This is a genomic window from Enterobacter cloacae complex sp. HYC074_NIDB (assembly GCF_056673345.1).
The window spans coordinates 4,044,995-4,061,697 of the sequence record NZ_CP114214.1 but is presented as its reverse complement, the minus strand read 5'-3'; the positions used below and the strand labels follow the sequence as shown (position 1 = coordinate 4,061,697).

The window sequence follows — 16,703 nt, the reverse complement described above, 5'->3', positions numbered from 1 at the left end:
GTGACGTAACGGAATTATTTGTACATCAGGACGTAGTTAGCCGTGGCTTCAACCTGGCCTGCCGTCGCAGTTTTACCTGTTGGGACTTCCATAACCGCTTTGAAATGCAGCGTCTGGGTGGTTGAACCCGCCAGCAGATCAAGCACGTTTGGCTGACCAAGCGTGATGTTGCCTTCCGCGTTATCCAGCAGACGGACGCCCACGTTCTGCGCACCGTTTGCAAAGGTGTTGCTCATCAGGCTGGTATCCGTCGCATCTGTCGCTGCGCTGGTAAAGGTCACTTCCACTTTAGTAATTGGCGTGTCGGTTTCGTCTGCCGGATCGTCAAGCTGGCAGTTTTCCAGATTGATATCGACCGGAACCGGCGTGGATTTTTTGTTGGCGTTGATAACGGCCGTAGTCACTTCACCCAGGTCGACTTCTTTATCAACGCTGTCTGGAGCGATGCTGCATGGTGCGTCAATAACCACGCCTTTGAATTTGATTTTGCCTGAGCCTTGATCATCAGCAAACGCAGAACCCGATACAATGGCAGCCATAGCTGCCGCTAACAGCAATTTTTTACCCATATACATGAAAATATCCTTTTTCAGATTGATTCGTAATGTGAATATTAATTTCAGAATACTCGCAAAGTATACGGATTGGGGCGGGGAGACGCGATTAACGTGACTTAAATATATTTTTAGATGGTTTTAATTAATATTTTCAGGCTATCTGAAGAGGCTTCTTTTTTCGGGGTTTTAATAGATTTATATTTTGTGGGTTATTATAGGTAAAATATATAGAATTGTTTTTTTGAATAATATAAAGCCTCCGTATAAAAACGGAGGCATTAATTCTTAGCCAATACCTGCCGTTTGCAGCAGAACCAGGCTCATCCCCATCACTGACATTCCACACAGCACGCCGTAGCTTGGGTTATTGTTGGGATCGATCTCTTTTGCCAGCGGCATCAGCTCATCGACAGAGAGCGCGACCATAATCCCGGCCACGGCAGCCATAATTGCAGCCATTACAACCGGGGATACGAGGCTACCGAGGATCAGCCACGCCAGCACGCCGCCGAGAATTTCAGCCATGCCGGAGATACCTGCCCAAAAGACAGCTGTACGTTTTGAACCCGTGGCGGCATAAACGGGCCCGGCAACGGCAAGTCCTTCAGGAATATTGTGCAAAGCCACGGCCAGCGCCACACCAAAACCTATTTCCAGGTTGCTGCTGGCCGTGACATAGGTGGCGATACCTTCCGGAAAGTTATGCAGGCTGATACCCAGCGTCAGCAGAATGGCCGTGCGTTTGATATTTCCCGGAATGGGGGTAACGCTTTTTTGCATTAAATCCTGCGGGTGCGCGTGAGGAAGAATACGGTCGAGTGCAAAATAACCCAGCAGGCCAATGATAAACATGCCATAGCCCAGAACAGGCGACATCCCTTCGGTGTGAAGCGCGGCGGGCAGCATCTCCATCAGCGAGATAAGCAGCATGATCCCGGCGGCGAAACCCAGCGAGAAGGCCAGCAGGCGATTAGAGGGTTTTTGCCCGAGTACCCCGAGGAACGCACCGATAAAGGTTGCGGCGCCCGCAAGTATGGTCAAAATCAACGGTACTGACATGCATTCTCCTTAAGCGATATCTGGCATTCAAATTTCCTGATGATGATCTTCACGGTTATCTGCGTTCATCTTCACCTGAATGCGCGTAATGTAGGCCTATCACATTGACACCTCCTCTAAGGATATCACCATGTCTTCTTCTCGTATGCCAGCACTGTTTTTAGGCCATGGCAGCCCAATGAACGTCCTGGAAGATAACGTCTATACCCGCGCCTGGCGTCAGTTGGGTGAGACGTTACCGCGTCCGAAGGCAATTGTGGTGGTCTCTGCGCACTGGTTTACCCGGGGTACCGGCGTGACGGCCATGGAAACGCCAAAAACGATTCATGATTTTGGCGGCTTTCCGCAGGCGCTGTATGACACGCATTATCCTGCGCCGGGCTCCCCTGAGCTGGCGCAGCGGCTGGTTGATCTGCTTGCCCCTGTTCCGGTTGCGCTGGACAAAGAAGCCTGGGGCTTTGACCATGGCTCATGGGGGGTGTTGATCAAAATGTATCCGGATGCCGATATTCCGATGGTACAACTGAGTATCGACAGCACCAAACCAGCTGCCTGGCACATGGAGATGGGGCGTAAGCTGGCTTCGCTTCGTGATGAGGGCATCATGCTGATAGCCAGTGGCAACGTGGTACACAATCTGCGTACGGTACGCTGGCACGGTGAAAATACGCCGTACCCCTGGGCAACAGCCTTTAATGACTATGTAAAAGACAACCTGGCCTGGCAAGGGCCGGTCGAACGGCACCCTTTGGTGAACTATCTGGAGCACGATGGCGGTTCGCTCTCTAACCCGACGCCGGAACACTTCTTGCCATTGCTGTATGTATTAGGCGCATGGGACGGTCAGGAGGTTATTACAACCCCGGTCGACGGCATTGAGATGGGGAGTTTGAGTATGCTGTCGGTGCAGGTGGGGTAAACACATGCCCGGTGACGCTGCGCTTACCGGGCCTACGCTCGACATGTAGGCCGGGTAAGGTGAAGCCGCCACCCGGCAAGTCTTACTCGACGAAAATATGCGGGTAGAAACGCGACAGATCCTGCGTAATCAGCGCGCGATCTTCGCGAATGCCAATCCCGGCAGGCTGATCGTTAATAAGCCAGCTGCCGATCAGCGTATAGCTGTCGCCAAACTTCGGCAGTTGATAAAACGCCTGGACGATCATCCCTTCTTCACCGTACGGCCCTTCAACTGCTTCCAGCGTTTTACCGTTTTCGATAATCGAGACGTTTGCCCCTTCACGGGAGAAGATTGGCTTAACGACGTATTTCTCCATCGGTGGGAAATCATCTTCGGCAAAATAAGCAGGCAGCAGGTTCGGGTGATTCGGGAACATCTCCCACAGCATCGGCAGCAGGGCTTTATTGGAGATAATGCTCTTCCAGGCTGGTTCCAGCCAGCGCACGCCAGCGTCTTCCAGTTTGGTAGAGAACATTTCCCGCAGCATGTATTCCCACGGATAGAGCTTGAACAGGTTGCTGATCACCTGATCCTGCATGTCCGTAAACTGACCTTTTTCACCTAAACCGATATCTTCGATATAGAGAAATTCCGTCGCCACTTCCGCTTCGGCTGCGCAGTCCTGCAAATACTGAACCGTACCGCGGTCTTCTTCGGTATCGCGGCAGCAGGCGAGGTGCAACAGGTTGAAACCGTGCTGTTCACGCAGTTCGACGAAACGTTCAATCAGCTTTTCCTGAAGGCTGTTGAACTGATCGCTGCCTTCCGGCAAGTTTCCGGCATTCGCCTGATCTTCCAGCCAGATCCACTGGAAGAACGCGGCTTCGTACAGGGAGGTTGGCGTATCTGCGTTATTTTCTAAAAGCTTCGGTTCACCCACGCCATCCCATGCCAGATCGAGGCGAGAGTAGAGCGAAGGCTGGTTCGTTTTCCAGGACTGACGAACAAAGCTCCAGGTGTGCTTCGGAATGCGGAATTTGGTCATCAGCTCATCGCTGTCGATGACTTTCTCAACCACCTTCAGGCACATCTGGTGCAGCTCTGCGGTCACTTCTTCAAGCTTTTCGACCTGAGCAAGCGTGAGCTTATAGTAAGCATCTTCACACCAGTACGGCTCGCCGTACATGGTGTGAAAGTTGAAACCGTATTCGGTGGCTTTTTCGCGCCAGTCCGGGCGCTCGGCAATACTGACTCGTTCCATGATCAGCCGCCCATTGAGCGAGTTGAGGAGCCGGTCGCACTACGCTGCATGGTGGTTTGTTTGGCAACAGACTCACCGAAGCCGCCACGGGTAATGGTGCTGGTGGTGGCTGGTTTCGGCGCCATTGCGGTTTTCGGTACGGTCATCGTACGGCCAGGCGTTGCAGCACCGTAACCCTTGCCGGTGGCATCGGTGTATTTCCCGTAGGCCGGGCTGTTCGGGTTTTTGGAGCTAAACAGCGGCTGCTGCTGGTAGCCCGCACCGCCGCTCATCAAACGGCCCATCATATAACCCGCCATCAGCGGCATCCAGAAGCTGCCGCTGGACTGTGCCTGCGCCTGGTTTTCCGGTGCCATACCCGCCTGAGCAGGTGCCTGCTGGCACTGGCCTTCACCGAATTCGGCTACACAGTCTTCGCGTGAGGCATATTTCGGCGCGGTACGTTCCGCTTCTTTCAGGGCGTTGTTATACGCCGTCGTACACTCAGCGGCTTTACCGGTTGCGCTCGCGCAGTCGTCGGCGTTTTGATACAGCGAAACCGTTTCGTCGTTTTGCTCACAGCCTGCCAGCATAAAGACGGCGGTGACCGCCAGCGCGACAGGTGTCAGGTGGCGTGCGTTCCAGCTTTTGCGGAACGACGCGTGATTCATCGTTTTTGTCCGTTTCATATTTGTCTTCCAGGACCCAGTGGTAATAACGCTCAGGATAGAGGATGAGTGGTTGAAAATGAAGCGACGAGGGGCGAAATCCGGGGGATCTTTACGTTGGCTTACGTTCGGGGGGGATTAATGTGCTCCCTCTCCCTGTGGGAGAGGGCTGAGGTGAGGGCATCAGGCCGCAGTGGGCCTGATGACACGCTTAATTGCGGAACGGATTCGTGCCGCTGCTGGCAGGTGAGGTGCTACGCGCTGCCGCTGGCTGTGCAACCGGGGTGCTGCTGTTAGCGGTGAAATTATCCACGGCGGCATCCTGCTGTGGATTTTCCGGCGCGACGCTGTCAGGCGACGTGGAAACCGGTTTGCCCAGCGTGCTGTTCAGCATTTGCAGATCCTGCTCGTTCAGCGTACCCAGCGCCTGCTTGATGTTCAGCTGGTTGATCAAGTACTGGTAACGCGCACTGGAGAGCTGCTGTTTCGCGTTGTACAGCGTGGTCGTTGCGTCTAACACATCAACGATAGTACGCGTACCGACGGAGTAACCCGCTTCCATCGCGTCCAGAGAGCTTTGCGCAGAGACAACGGCCTGTTTATAGGCGTTGATGCTGCTGATGGACGCGTTCACGTTGTTGAAGGAAGAACGCACGGTCTGGACCACGTTGCGGTGCGCGCTTTCAAGCTGCTCGCTCGCGCCTACGAAGTTGTACTGCGCCTGCTTAACCTGAGAGTTAACCATCCCGCCCTGGTACAGCGGCAGAGAGAAGCTCAGGCCAACTTTGTTCTGGCCCATATTGTTGTCGTCATACTGGGCAGTGTTGGTTTTAGAACCGCTGTAGCTGGTATCCGATACGCCGGTAGAGGCGCTCAGGCTCAGGGTTGGCAGGTGACCATCCTGTGCAAGACGGATCTGCTCGCGCGCCAGGTCCTGGCTCAGGCGTGCCTGCAGCAAGGTCAGGTTGCGGTTTTCCGCTTCTTTCAGCAGGGCGTTAACCGCCTGCGGCTTGTCTGTTTTGAAGCTGTCCACGTTCAGAGAGGCCAGCTCAGGATAGTAGTTACCGGTGACCTGACGCAGTGCTTCCAGCGCGTTGTCGAGGTTGTTACGTGCGGTCACTTCGTTTGCCAGTACGGTGTCGTACTGTGAACGGGCGTTCTGTACGTCAGTGATGGCGACCAGGCCCACGTTGAAGCGCTGGGTGGTTTGATCTAACTGACGATAAATCGCCTGTTTCTGCGCTTCGGTGTAGGAGAGGGCGTCAATCGCGCTCAGTACGTTGAAGTAGGCGGTCGCGGTATTCAGGATCAGCGTTTGCTGATCGGTCTGATAGGTCACATCCTGGATGCCCGCGCTCTTTTCCTGCAAGCTCAGCTCACGCCATTTGGACATGTCGAACAGGGTTTGCGTTAACTGTAAAGAGGCGCTGGTGGCATTCGAGTTGATGCCGTTATTATCGCGAAAACCGTTAGTGTAGGTATAATCTGCACCTAAGCCTAACTGCGGCAGCAGTGGACTACGTGCTTCGTTAATCTTTTCAAACGCAGCATCACGATCGGCCGCTGATTTACGTAAATCAGGGTTGCCCAGACGTGCCTGCTGGTAGACCTGTAACAGGTTCTCTGCCTGGCTCATTGCACTGAAGCCCGTCAGGCTCAGGCCGATAAGGATGGGGAGCAATTTCTTCATTTGCATTCCTTGTTGTGAAGCAGTATTAGCGCTGATCTAATTAAAAATAATTGCCGATTCTAACAGAATCATCCACACCAAAAGGTTGGCGTAACGTGCCATCTGGCGGTAATTTGCTCCAATCTACCATATAGCCATACAAACGGCAGCCAAACAGCCTTGAAATTCACAATTTCATCACCATTGCTACCAGGACTCGACCGATGCAAAAACCAGAAAACGTGCCTGTCACCTTCGCCAAAAACGATGTAGAAATTATTGCACGAGAAACGCTTTATAGCGGTTTTTTTTCAATGGAACTTTACCGTTTCAGGCATCGTCTGTTTAACGGTGAGATGAGCGGTGAAATCAAACGCGAAATTTTTGAGCGCGGGCATGCGGCTGTGTTGCTACCCTATGACCCAGTGCGTGACGAAGTTGTGCTGGTCGAGCAGGTGCGTATTGCGGCTTATGATACCAGCGAAACGCCGTGGTTGCTGGAGATGGTGGCCGGGATGATCGAAGAAGGTGAGTCGGTCGAAGACGTCGCTCGCCGCGAGGCGCTGGAAGAGGCGGGCCTGGTGGTTGGCCGGACGAAGCCGGTGTTGAGCTACCTGGCAAGCCCGGGTGGGACAACGGAACGTTCATCTATTATGGTGGGCGAAGTGGACGCCACGACAGCGGAAGGGATCCATGGTCTGGCAGATGAAAACGAAGATATTCGGGTTCATGTGGTGAGTCGGGAGCTGGCTTACCAGTGGGTAGAAGAGGGGAAAATCGACAACGCAGCGTCTGTCATCGCTCTGCAATGGCTACAGCTGCATTATCAGACATTACGACACGAGTGGAAAAAATGAAGCGTTATACACCTGACTTCCCAGAAATGATGCGCCTGTGCGAAACAAATTTCGCCCAGCTGCGCCGCCTGCTGCCGCGAAACGACGCGCCCGGCGAAACGGTGAGCTATCAGGTGAGCAACGCGCAGTATCGGTTAACGATAACAGAATCAACGCGCTACACTACGCTGGTGGAGATTGAGCAAACGGCGCCGAGCATCAGCTACTGGAGCCTGCCGTCGATGACGGTACGTCTTTATCATGACGCGATGGTCGCTGAAGTGTGTTCAAGCCAGCAGATCTTTCGCTTTAAAGCGCGGTATGATTATCCGAATAAAAAGTTGCATCAACGCGACGAAAAGCATCAAATTAACCAGTTTTTAGCCGACTGGCTAAGATATTGTTTAGCACATGGAGCAATGGCGATTCCGGTTTGTTAGCGTCATAAACCTACCTAAGGACACCATTTGGAAAGCCTGTTGAACCTGACTGTTGCTGGTGGGGCGCAAGTCAGGATATTACAAATCACCGACACCCACCTTTTTGCCGAAAAGCATGAGACGCTTCTGGGCGTGAACACCTGGGAGAGTTATCAGGCGGTTCTTGACGCGATCCATGCTGAAAAGCGGCCATGCGATCTGATCGTCGCGACGGGCGATCTGGCGCAGGATCAATCCTCCGCAGCCTATCAGCATTTTGCTGAAGGGATTGCGAGCTTTAGCGTGCCTTGCGTCTGGCTGCCGGGCAATCACGATTTTCAGCCCGCGATGTACAGTTCGCTTCAGGATGCGGGGATTTCACCGGCAAAATGTGTCTTTGCGGGGGACCAGTGGCAAATTCTGCTCCTCGACAGTCAGGTGTTTGGCGTTCCGCACGGTGAGTTGAGCGACTATCAGCTTGACTGGCTGGAGACAAAACTGGCCGCCGAACCGAATCGCAATACGCTGCTGTTACTGCATCATCACCCGCTGCCGGCGGGCTGTAGCTGGCTCGATCAGCACAGCTTACGCAACTCTGCGGCGCTGGACGGCGTGCTGGCGAAATTCCCGCGCGTAAAAAATTTGCTGTGCGGTCATATTCACCAGGAACAGGATCTCGACTGGAACGGTCGACGTCTGCTCGCGACGCCCTCTACCTGCGTGCAGTTTAAGCCGCACTGCGCCAACTTTACGCTGGATACCATCGCACCGGGCTGGCGCTGGCTGGAGCTGCATGCCGATGGCTCGCTGACCACCGAAGTTTGCCGTCTGGCCGGGGCACAATTCCGCCCGGATACCGCTTCGGAAGGCTATTGATGTCGACGCTTCTCTATCTGCATGGGTTTAACAGCTCACCGCGTTCGGCGAAAGCGACGCAGCTTCGCCAGTGGCTGAGCGCGCATCATCCCCACGTGGAGATGATTATTCCGCAGTTGCCCCCTTATCCGGCGGATGCGGCAGAGATGCTGGAATCGCTAGTGCTGGAACACGGCGGCGAATCGTTTGGCGTTGTCGGGTCGTCGCTCGGCGGCTACTACGCCACCTGGCTGTCGCAGTGCTTTATGTTGCCCGCTGTCGTCGTCAACCCGGCGGTCCGGCCATTTGAGCTGTTAAGGGACTTTCTTGGCGAAAACGAGAACCCCTACACCGGCCAACAATATGTGCTAGAGTCACGCCATATTTACGATCTCAAAGTTATGCAGGTCGACCCGCTTGAAGCGCCCGATCTTATCTGGCTGCTGCAACAGACGGGAGATGAAGTGCTGGATTACCGCCAGGCAGTGGCGTATTACGCATCCTGCCGCCAGACTGTAGAAGAGGGCGGTAACCATGCTTTCACGGGCTTTGAAGATCATTTCACCCAGATTGTCGATTTTCTTGGACTGCACAGCCACTGACAATCAATGCGAATTGCTAGCTTAAATCATGACGCAAACCTATAACGCTGATGCCATTGAGGTACTCACCGGGCTTGAGCCGGTTCGCCGCCGCCCGGGGATGTACACCGATACGACGCGCCCAAACCACCTGGGCCAGGAAGTAATTGATAACAGTGTGGACGAAGCGCTGGCAGGCCATGCCAAACGCGTGGACGTTATCCTGCACGCCGATCAGTCGCTGGAAGTCATCGACGACGGCCGCGGCATGCCGGTAGATATCCACCCGGAAGAGGGTGTTCCCGCCGTTGAGCTGATCCTCTGTCGTCTGCACGCGGGCGGTAAGTTCTCCAACAAAAACTACCAGTTCTCCGGCGGCTTGCACGGCGTGGGGATCTCCGTGGTTAACGCCCTGTCAAAGCGCGTGGAAGTGAACGTCCGTCGCGACGGCCAGGTGTATAACATCGCGTTTGAAAACGGCGAAAAAGTGCAGGATTTGCAGGTCGTCGGGACGTGCGGTAAACGCAACACCGGCACCAGCGTCCATTTCTGGCCTGACGAAAGCTTCTTCGACAGCCCACGCTTTTCTGTTTCCCGCCTGACGCACCTGCTGAAAGCCAAAGCGGTGCTGTGCCCGGGCGTGGAAATCACCTTTAAAGACCACGTTAATAATACCGAACAAACCTGGTGCTACGCCGATGGTCTGAACGACTACCTGTGCGAAGCGGTTAACGGCCTGCCAACCCTGCCGGAAAAACCGTTCGTCGGGAATTTCGAAGGCGATACTGAAGCGGTGGACTGGGCGCTGCTATGGCTGCCGGAAGGCGGCGAGCTGCTGACCGAAAGCTACGTTAACCTGATCCCCACTATGCTCGGCGGGACCCACGTCAACGGCCTGCGTCAGGGGCTGCTGGATGCGATGCGCGAGTTCTGCGAATACCGCAACATTCTGCCGCGCGGCGTGAAGCTGTCGGCGGAAGATATCTGGGATCGCTGCGCCTACGTGCTTTCCGTGAAAATGCAGGATCCGCAGTTTGCCGGTCAGACTAAAGAGCGCCTGTCGTCACGCCAGTGTGCGGCGTTCGTCTCCGGCGTGGTGAAAGATGCATTTACCCTGTGGCTGAACCAGAACGTTCAGGCCGCAGAAATGCTGGCTGAAATGGCGATCTCCAGCGCCCAGCGTCGTCTGCGCGCGGCGAAGAAAGTGGTGCGTAAAAAGCTGACCAGCGGCCCCGCGCTGCCCGGCAAGCTGGCGGACTGTACCGCGCAGGATCTCAACCGCACCGAGCTGTTCCTGGTGGAAGGAGACTCGGCAGGCGGATCGGCCAAGCAGGCGCGGGATCGTGAATATCAGGCGATCATGCCGCTCAAGGGTAAGATCCTCAACACCTGGGAGGTCTCGTCTGATGAAGTGCTGGCCTCGCAGGAAGTACACGACATCTCGGTTGCGATCGGTATCGATCCGGACAGCGACGATCTGAGCCAGTTGCGCTACGGCAAGATCTGCATTCTCGCGGATGCGGACTCCGATGGCCTGCACATCGCCACGCTGCTCTGTGCGCTGTTTGTGAAGCATTTCCGCGCGCTGGTGAAAAACGGTCACGTCCACGTGGCGCTGCCGCCGCTGTACCGAATCGACCTCGGCAAAGAAGTTTACTATGCACTGACGGAAGAAGAGAAAGCGGGCGTGCTGGAACAGCTTAAGCGCAAGAAGGGCAAACCGAACGTTCAGCGCTTTAAGGGGCTGGGTGAGATGAACCCGATGCAGCTGCGTGAAACCACGCTGGATCCGAATACCCGCCGTCTGGTGCAGCTGACCATCAGCGATGAAGATGAACAGCAAACTAACGCCGTGATGGACATGCTGCTGGCCAAGAAACGTTCTGAAGATCGACGTAACTGGCTACAGGAGAAAGGCGACATGGCGGATATAGAGGCCTGATACACGCTGTCTTTTTGCCGGGTGGCGGCTGCGCCTTACCCGGCCTACTTAACCCGTAGGCCCGTGCAAGCGTAGCGCCGCCGGACAAGAAATGCAGCTCATCACGATGAATGGTTTTTCCGGTACTGCAACGGCGTCTCGCCAATCCCCTTTTTAAACGCGCTGATAAACCACGTCACGTCGGAAAATCCCGCCTGTGCGGCAATGTCACGCACGCTCGAATCAGTGTGGAGTAAACACTCGCACGCCTTACGCAACCTTAGCGTGTTCAGGTAGTCGTGAATTTTTTCGCCTGTTTCCGCATGGAATCTTCGCGATACGTAACTGCGCGATTTACCCAGCTCTGCGGCCAGCGCATCCAGACGAAATTTCTCCTGATAATGCTCGTCGAGCCAGAACATGACCTGGCTGGCGATCCCCTGGCTGTTGCCCGGCTCGCCGTCGCGATCGTCGGGCAGCATCGCGAACAGGCCGATCAACAGGCTGGCGATGCTCTCGCCGTTCATCGGCGGTTTATAGCAGCTAAACAGATGGTCGATATGGTGGTGACAGTGGGCTAAATCGGCGACCCACGCTTCGCCGCCACGGCGTGACAGCCGCTCCAGGCGCTGCCGGGTCTGGGGAAAATCCCGCAGGATCTTCAGCACCGCGTGCTGGTCGAGATGAATAATGGTGCGGCGGTAAATTGCCTCCGCCTGTTCGTCCACCATGACCTTGTGCAGCGTAAAAGGCGGGAAGAAAAACAGTCGTCCGGGGCGCATGGTGTAGTGACGATTATCGACAATCGCCACGCCAAAGCCCTCTTCCACATAGAGGATCTCCAGACACTGATGCCAGTGATGGTAGCGCACCGTATTGGCAAACAGGCGGCTGAACGAGGCCACGGTATCGTTCAGGGCGATCAGTTCCAGAAGGTCGGTTGTCGGCGTGTCGCGCATAGTGCAATAAAACTCAACTTTTTCCTGTCTGATCGTCTTTATAAACCACCTTTTTAAATTTTCTCAACTGGAGGTTTATTCATCGTTCATGCCTGTGACATGGCTAACATTTCTGCACCTTGCGGATTCACTATGCTTTGCCGCAGTTGATTACGAGGGCGAACCTATGTGGGCGGCAAACAAAGAAAAATCAAATCCGTTGTCTTCACGCCAGGAGGTAGTGGCGTCGTTGAATGCACTTTTACAGGCGCTGGACATGCAATTTCCGGCGAACCGTTCACGATTCCCGCTGGGCGACACCTGCGCCCATTACACAGCAGATATTGCGCAGATGGAGGGACTTTCCCGCGCGCTGTGGGGGCTGTTTCCGCTGATGGCGTCCGGCGAAAGCACGCCGTTCAGCGAGAAGTACCTTACTGCCATTAAGCTTGGTACCGACCCGCAAAGCAGCGGCTACTGGGGTGAAACCGGCCCGTACGATCAGCGTCTGGTGGAGATGGCGGCCTACGGTCTGGGGCTCGCTCTGATGGGGGAGACGCTCACCGCGCGCTTTACCGGTCGCGAAGTGATGAACCTGCACGCGTGGCTCAACCAAATCACCGACGCGCAGATGCCGGACAGCAACTGGAACTATTTTGCCATTATGGTCCAGCTCGGCTTTAAGCGCGCCGGCCTGCCGTACGATCAGGCCGCCATTGACCACCGCTTTGCGCTGATGGACGCCTACTACCTCGGCGACGGCTGGTATTCCGACGGTCCCGGCCGCCCGAAAGATTACTACATCTCCATGGCTTTCCATTTCTACGGCCTGATTTACGCCACCCTGAGTGACGACGAGGCGAGGGCGAATGTGCTGCGCGAGCGCTCGCGTCTGTTCGCGGAAGACTTTATCTACTGGTCCGCCGCCGATGGCGCCTCGGTGCCGTTTGGCCGCAGCCTGACCTACCGCTTTGCCATGGTTGCCTTCTGGAGCGCGGTGGCTTTTTCCCAGCTGGACGTCTTCACCCCGGGCATCGTGAAAGGCATTGTGCTGCGGCATCTGCGCTGGTGGCAGCAGCAGTCGATTGTCGATCGCGACCGCATTCTCACCCTGGGGTTTGCGTATCCGAACCTGGCGATGTGCGAGGATTACAACTCCCCCGGTTCACCGTACTGGGCGCTGAAAACCTATCTGATCCTGGCGCTGCCGGAAGCACACCCGTTCTGGCAGGCGGAAGAACAACCGCTGCCCGCGCTTGCTGAAAAACATGTGATCCCGCATGCGCAGCAGATCCTGATGCATTCGAAAGATTCGCAGCACGTCGTCATGCTTACCGCTGGTCAGCTGGAGCTGAACAACTACGTCAACACCGAAGCGAAATACACCAAATTTGCCTACTCCAGCCGCTTCGGATTCACCCTTGAGCGCGGGCGTTTTGGCCTGAAGCATGCCGCCTGCGATTCCATGCTGCTGCTGGCGGACGGAGATGACTATTTCCGCGGTCGTCGCGAGTGCGAAGAGGTTCGGGTGGATGAAAATTACATTTTCTCGCGCTGGTCGCCGTGGCGCGACGTGCAGATTGCGACCTGGCAGATCCCGTTCGGGGAGTGGCACCTGCGCCTGCACCGTATCAACAGCACGCGCACTCTGCAAACCGTCGAGGGCGGCTTTGCGGTGATGAAAACCGCCTACCAGGTGCGCGAACGCGGTTGTTATCTGTTGGCTGAAAACGGCAGCAGCGTCATTGTCGATCTTTCGCCGATCATTCAGCGCCAGCCAGACAGCATCGTCACGCCGCCGAACAGCAGCATTATGTTTGCGGAGTGCGCCTCCATTCCGCTGTTAAAAGCTGACCTCCCGCAAGGGGAAAGCTGGCTCTGTTGCGCCGTCCTGGCTGGCGGAAGACAGCTCGCTGCGGCGACGCCGCAGCTGAATATAACCCATAGCCGGGTCGTCATTAGCGAACCCGGAAGCGAACGTAAGCTGTCGTTCACATTATAAAAATCTGGCCCTACACGTCGGCGAGGATGATATGAAAAGCACATCGACAACTAACAGAACTGAATATTACAAAATCAGCAGCTTTATCTTTCTCTATTTCTTTACCTGGTCTGCCAGTATTGGACTGCTGGCGATCTGGCTTGGCCAGAAAGCCAATCTCAGCGGCTCGGTGATTGGAACCGTTTTTGCGGTGAACGGGATATTCTCCGTAATTCTTAAACCGATCTACGGCTATATTCTCGATAAGATCGGCATGAGCAAATACCTGCTCTATTTTGTGGTGATCATGTCGGCCCTGATGGCGCCGTTCTTTATTTACGTATACCAGCCGCTGTTAATGTCTAATACCCTGCTGGGGATTATTATCGGCGCGCTCTATTTAAGCTTTGCCTGGTACGCGGGTGTGGCGGCGTGCGAATCCTATTCTGACCGCTTTAGCCGCTTAAACGGCATGGAGTTCGGGCAGATCCGTATGTGGGGATCGCTCGGCTGGGCGGTGGCGTCATCTTTCTCCGGCCTGCTGTTCAACCTCTCACCGGCGTATAACTTTATTCTCGGCAGCGTGGCGTCAGTGGTGATGCTGATTGTCCTGCTGAGCCTGAAAGTGAACACTAACTCCGCTCACGCAGGCGAGGTGCTGACGAAAGAGAAAATTGCCCCGTCCGACGTTTACGCCCTGCTGCGTAACCGCAAATTCTGGGCCTTCTGCCTGTACGTGGCGGGCGTGGCGTGGATGATGTTTATCGCCGAGCAGCAGTTCTCGCGCTATTTCGTCACCTTCTTCGACGATATTCACCAGGGCAACGCGGTATTCGGTTATCTCGGGACCGTGCAGTCGGGCATGGAATTTGTCATGTATATGGTGGTCCCGCTGTTTGTGAACTTTATTGGCGCCAAACGCGGGCTATTAATTGTCGGGCTGGTGGTCGGGGCGCGTCTGATTATTTCCGGCATGTGTGATTCTCACCTGTTAATTTCAGTGCTTAAGCCGCTGTACGGTCTGGAAATTTGTCTCCTGCTGGTGTCGGTATTTAAATATATCGCCGAGCATTTCGACAAGCGCGTCAATGCCACCATGTATTTACTCGGCTATCAGGCGATGCTCTACGTTGGCAACGTGGTGGTCTCTTCCCCTGCCGGCTATATGTATGACCGTATTGGCTTTGAACACACCTATATCATCATGGGCGCAACGGCGCTGACCTTTACCCTTATTTCTGCTTTTACGTTATCCGCCTGTCAGAGCAAATGGCGCGGGGCTCGTGCGCTGAACGTAGCAGAAACGTCAACACGATAAATTACGCCGTCAAAGAAGGAACCGAAATATGTTAAGTCGTATCAAAGAAGAACGTCTGCCTGTTATCGCTGCGCCCGTTGACTCTCGCGCATTCAGCGATGAACTGAATTCGGCGCGCAGCCACGTTCTGGACCTGATTAGCCGTCATTTAACGGAGTTCGGCGACAAATTCCCGGCGGAAACCTGCCAGAACGGTTTTTATCCGCTGACTGACAACGAGGAGTGGACCACCAGCTTCTGGACCGGGCAGCTGTGGCTGGCGTGGGAGATGAGCGGCGAGGAAAAATTCCGTGCGATGGCGGAAAAACACGTGCGCTCGTTTGGCCTGCGCATCGCCGGGCGCAACGACACCAATACCCACGATTTAGGCTTCCTTTACACGCTCTCCTGCGTAGCCGCGTGGCGGCTGACCGGAAACCGCGAGGCGCGCGGCTTCTCGCTGCTGGCGGCGGAAGCCCTGCTGGAACGCTTCCACGAGAAGGCGAAGATCATCCAGGCGTGGGGCGATCTCTCCGATCCGGAGCAGGCCGGGCGAATGATCATCGACTGCAACATGAACCTGCCGCTGCTCTACTGGGCAACGGAGCAGACGGGCGATCCGCGCTTTGCCGACGCCGCAAAAGCGCACGTCATGCAGGCGGCGACGTATCTCATTCGTGACGATGCCTCCACCTTCCACACCTACTATATGGATGTGGCAACCGGCGCACCACGCTACGGCAACACCCAGCAGGGCTACGCCGACGACTCCTGCTGGTCGCGCGGGCAGGCGTGGGGCATTTACGGTTTCCTGCTGAGCTATATCTATACCGGCGATGAAACGATGATCGCTCTGTCAAAACGGCTGGCGAACTACTTCCTCAATCGCCTGCCGGAAGACTACGTCTGCCACTGGGATCTGGCGCTGGTGGGCACCGACGCACTGCGTGACTCTTCCTCGGCGGCAATTGCGGTGTGTGGACTGCTGGAGCTGGTGAAACAACTGCCGGTCACAGATCCGGATCGCGAACGTTACCTCGAATGGGCGAAAGGGATTATGTCCACGCTGACAAAGCACTATCTGATGGGCAAAGAAGAGAAGGGCAACGGGCTGCTTAAGCACTCGGTGTATCACCTGGCGAGCAATAAAGGCGTGGATGAGTGCGCGAGCTGGGGCGATTACTTCTACGTCGAGGCGCTGGTGCGCTTCACCCAGAGCTGGAAGCTGTACTGGTAACGGGCAGCGGTATCACCACCCAAGCACCTCTTTAATGGCGCGCCGGTAGGGCGTATCAAGCTGCGCAGGCACGCGGCAAATATAGTCCCGCGCATGGCTGCGGGTCTGTCCGCTGAGGCTGTCGAGATAAGCGATGGCCTCGTCCACGGCAGGAACCCTGCCTTCCTGCGACGCGCTTCTCGGCGGAAGCCCGGTCCAGATGAGCGCCTCAATTCCTCTCTCCCTCGCCCATGTCGAGATCGCTCCCGCGTTGCGTCCGGCTATCAGCAGCGAGCCGATACCATCGCAACGATCGTCAGGAATGGCCTCCCGCTCGCGCAGGGCCTGAGTGGCCACGCTCAGCGAAGTCGCATTCAGCCATACCCAAAGCACAGGCAGGGCGGGCGCGTTCATACAGATGGCGGTCGCCAGTTCACCGCCATCACTGACCCGACAGAACTCGACGGGCAAAGAAGGCCCGTCGGTTTGCCACTCACCGGCTACCGGTAGCGCGCCGCTTTTCCAGATTAACGAGCCCCAGCCAAGACAAGCGATTTTCATGCTG

Annotated in this window: 16 protein-coding genes; 9 read left to right on the top strand and 7 right to left on the bottom strand. The window is 55.6% G+C overall.

Annotated elements, in window-relative coordinates:
* Window positions 1-14: 14 nt before the first annotated feature.
* Together O1724_RS19745 and zupT are read right to left on the bottom strand one after the other, a co-directional pair.
* Window positions 15-575: a fimbrial protein gene (locus tag O1724_RS19745; RefSeq protein ID WP_003862529.1), complete on the bottom strand. Its 561-nt coding sequence runs from the start codon at window positions 573-575 to the stop codon at window positions 15-17.
* A gap of 267 nt (window positions 576-842) precedes the next feature.
* Entirely contained in the window at window positions 843-1,616 is a 774-nt protein-coding gene (gene zupT, locus O1724_RS19740; RefSeq protein ID WP_023314868.1) for a zinc transporter ZupT, read from the bottom strand.
* 130 nt (window positions 1,617-1,746) lie between these two features.
* Here zupT and ygiD point away from each other — a divergent pair, with 130 nt between their 5' ends.
* Window positions 1,747-2,535: a 4,5-DOPA-extradiol-dioxygenase gene (gene ygiD / locus O1724_RS19735; protein WP_023314867.1), complete on the top strand. Its 789-nt coding sequence runs from the start codon at window positions 1,747-1,749 to the stop codon at window positions 2,533-2,535.
* 82 nt (window positions 2,536-2,617) lie between these two features.
* Here the strand turns inward: ygiD and O1724_RS19730 are convergent, their stop codons facing one another.
* From O1724_RS19730 to tolC, 3 genes are all read right to left on the bottom strand, one after another.
* Window positions 2,618-3,778, bottom strand: coding sequence for a glutathionylspermidine synthase family protein (locus O1724_RS19730; RefSeq protein ID WP_023314866.1), 1,161 nt, complete (start codon window positions 3,776-3,778; stop codon window positions 2,618-2,620).
* Between the two features lie 2 nt (window positions 3,779-3,780).
* A complete protein-coding gene (locus O1724_RS19725) occupies window positions 3,781-4,446 on the bottom strand; it encodes a DUF1190 family protein (protein WP_003862522.1) in 666 nt (221 codons plus the stop codon).
* Window positions 4,447-4,636: 190 nt separating this feature from the next.
* Window positions 4,637-6,115, bottom strand: a complete 1,479-nt coding sequence (gene tolC / locus O1724_RS19720) for an outer membrane channel protein TolC (RefSeq protein WP_023314865.1) — start codon at window positions 6,113-6,115, stop codon at window positions 4,637-4,639.
* A 203-nt stretch (window positions 6,116-6,318) separates the two neighbouring features.
* Between tolC and nudF the strand changes: the two genes are divergently transcribed.
* From nudF to parE, 5 genes are read left to right on the top strand one after another with little or no spacing between them, the layout of a single operon-like run.
* Window positions 6,319-6,951, top strand: a complete 633-nt coding sequence (gene nudF / locus O1724_RS19715) for an ADP-ribose diphosphatase (RefSeq protein WP_003862517.1) — start codon at window positions 6,319-6,321, stop codon at window positions 6,949-6,951.
* Window positions 6,948-7,370, top strand: coding sequence for a DUF1249 family protein (locus O1724_RS19710; RefSeq protein ID WP_003862516.1), 423 nt, complete (start codon window positions 6,948-6,950; stop codon window positions 7,368-7,370). Before nudF ends, O1724_RS19710 begins: the two co-directional genes overlap by 4 nt.
* A 27-nt stretch (window positions 7,371-7,397) precedes the next feature.
* Window positions 7,398-8,225, top strand: coding sequence for a 3',5'-cyclic-AMP phosphodiesterase (gene cpdA / locus O1724_RS19705; protein WP_126297268.1), 828 nt, complete (start codon window positions 7,398-7,400; stop codon window positions 8,223-8,225).
* A complete protein-coding gene (gene yqiA, locus O1724_RS19700) occupies window positions 8,225-8,806 on the top strand; it encodes an esterase YqiA (RefSeq protein WP_023314863.1) in 582 nt (193 codons plus the stop codon). The genes cpdA and yqiA overlap by 1 nt, the downstream gene beginning before the upstream one ends.
* Before the next feature lie 28 nt (window positions 8,807-8,834).
* Window positions 8,835-10,727: a DNA topoisomerase IV subunit B gene (gene parE, locus O1724_RS19695; protein ID WP_003862513.1), complete on the top strand. Its 1,893-nt coding sequence runs from the start codon at window positions 8,835-8,837 to the stop codon at window positions 10,725-10,727.
* Window positions 10,728-10,828: 101 nt separating this feature from the next.
* Here parE and O1724_RS19690 read toward each other — a convergent pair whose 3' ends face one another.
* On the bottom strand, window positions 10,829-11,665 hold the full coding sequence (locus tag O1724_RS19690) for an AraC family transcriptional regulator (RefSeq protein ID WP_045332891.1): 837 nt from the start codon (window positions 11,663-11,665) through the stop codon (window positions 10,829-10,831).
* 166 nt (window positions 11,666-11,831) lie between these two features.
* On the opposite strand from O1724_RS19690, the gene O1724_RS19685 reads away from it, so the two are divergent.
* Genes O1724_RS19685 through O1724_RS19675 form a run of 3 tightly spaced genes read left to right on the top strand, consistent with a single transcriptional unit; the run spans window position 11,832 to window position 16,159 of the window.
* On the top strand, window positions 11,832-13,646 hold the full coding sequence (locus tag O1724_RS19685) for a DUF2264 domain-containing protein (RefSeq protein ID WP_126297267.1): 1,815 nt from the start codon (window positions 11,832-11,834) through the stop codon (window positions 13,644-13,646).
* 31 nt (window positions 13,647-13,677) lie between these two features.
* Complete coding sequence (locus O1724_RS19680; protein ID WP_126297266.1) at window positions 13,678-14,943, top strand: oligosaccharide MFS transporter; 1,266 nt, start codon at window positions 13,678-13,680, stop codon at window positions 14,941-14,943.
* A 28-nt stretch (window positions 14,944-14,971) separates the two neighbouring features.
* Window positions 14,972-16,159 carry a glycoside hydrolase family 88 protein gene (locus O1724_RS19675; RefSeq protein WP_126297265.1) on the top strand — a complete coding sequence of 396 codons (1,188 nt, stop codon included), beginning with the start codon at window positions 14,972-14,974 and terminating at the stop codon, window positions 16,157-16,159.
* Window positions 16,160-16,171: 12 nt separating this feature from the next.
* Here the strand turns inward: O1724_RS19675 and O1724_RS19670 are convergent, their stop codons facing one another.
* Window positions 16,172-16,699: a hypothetical protein gene (locus O1724_RS19670; RefSeq protein ID WP_003862508.1), complete on the bottom strand. Its 528-nt coding sequence runs from the start codon at window positions 16,697-16,699 to the stop codon at window positions 16,172-16,174.
* Between the last annotated feature and the right edge of the window lie 4 nt (window positions 16,700-16,703).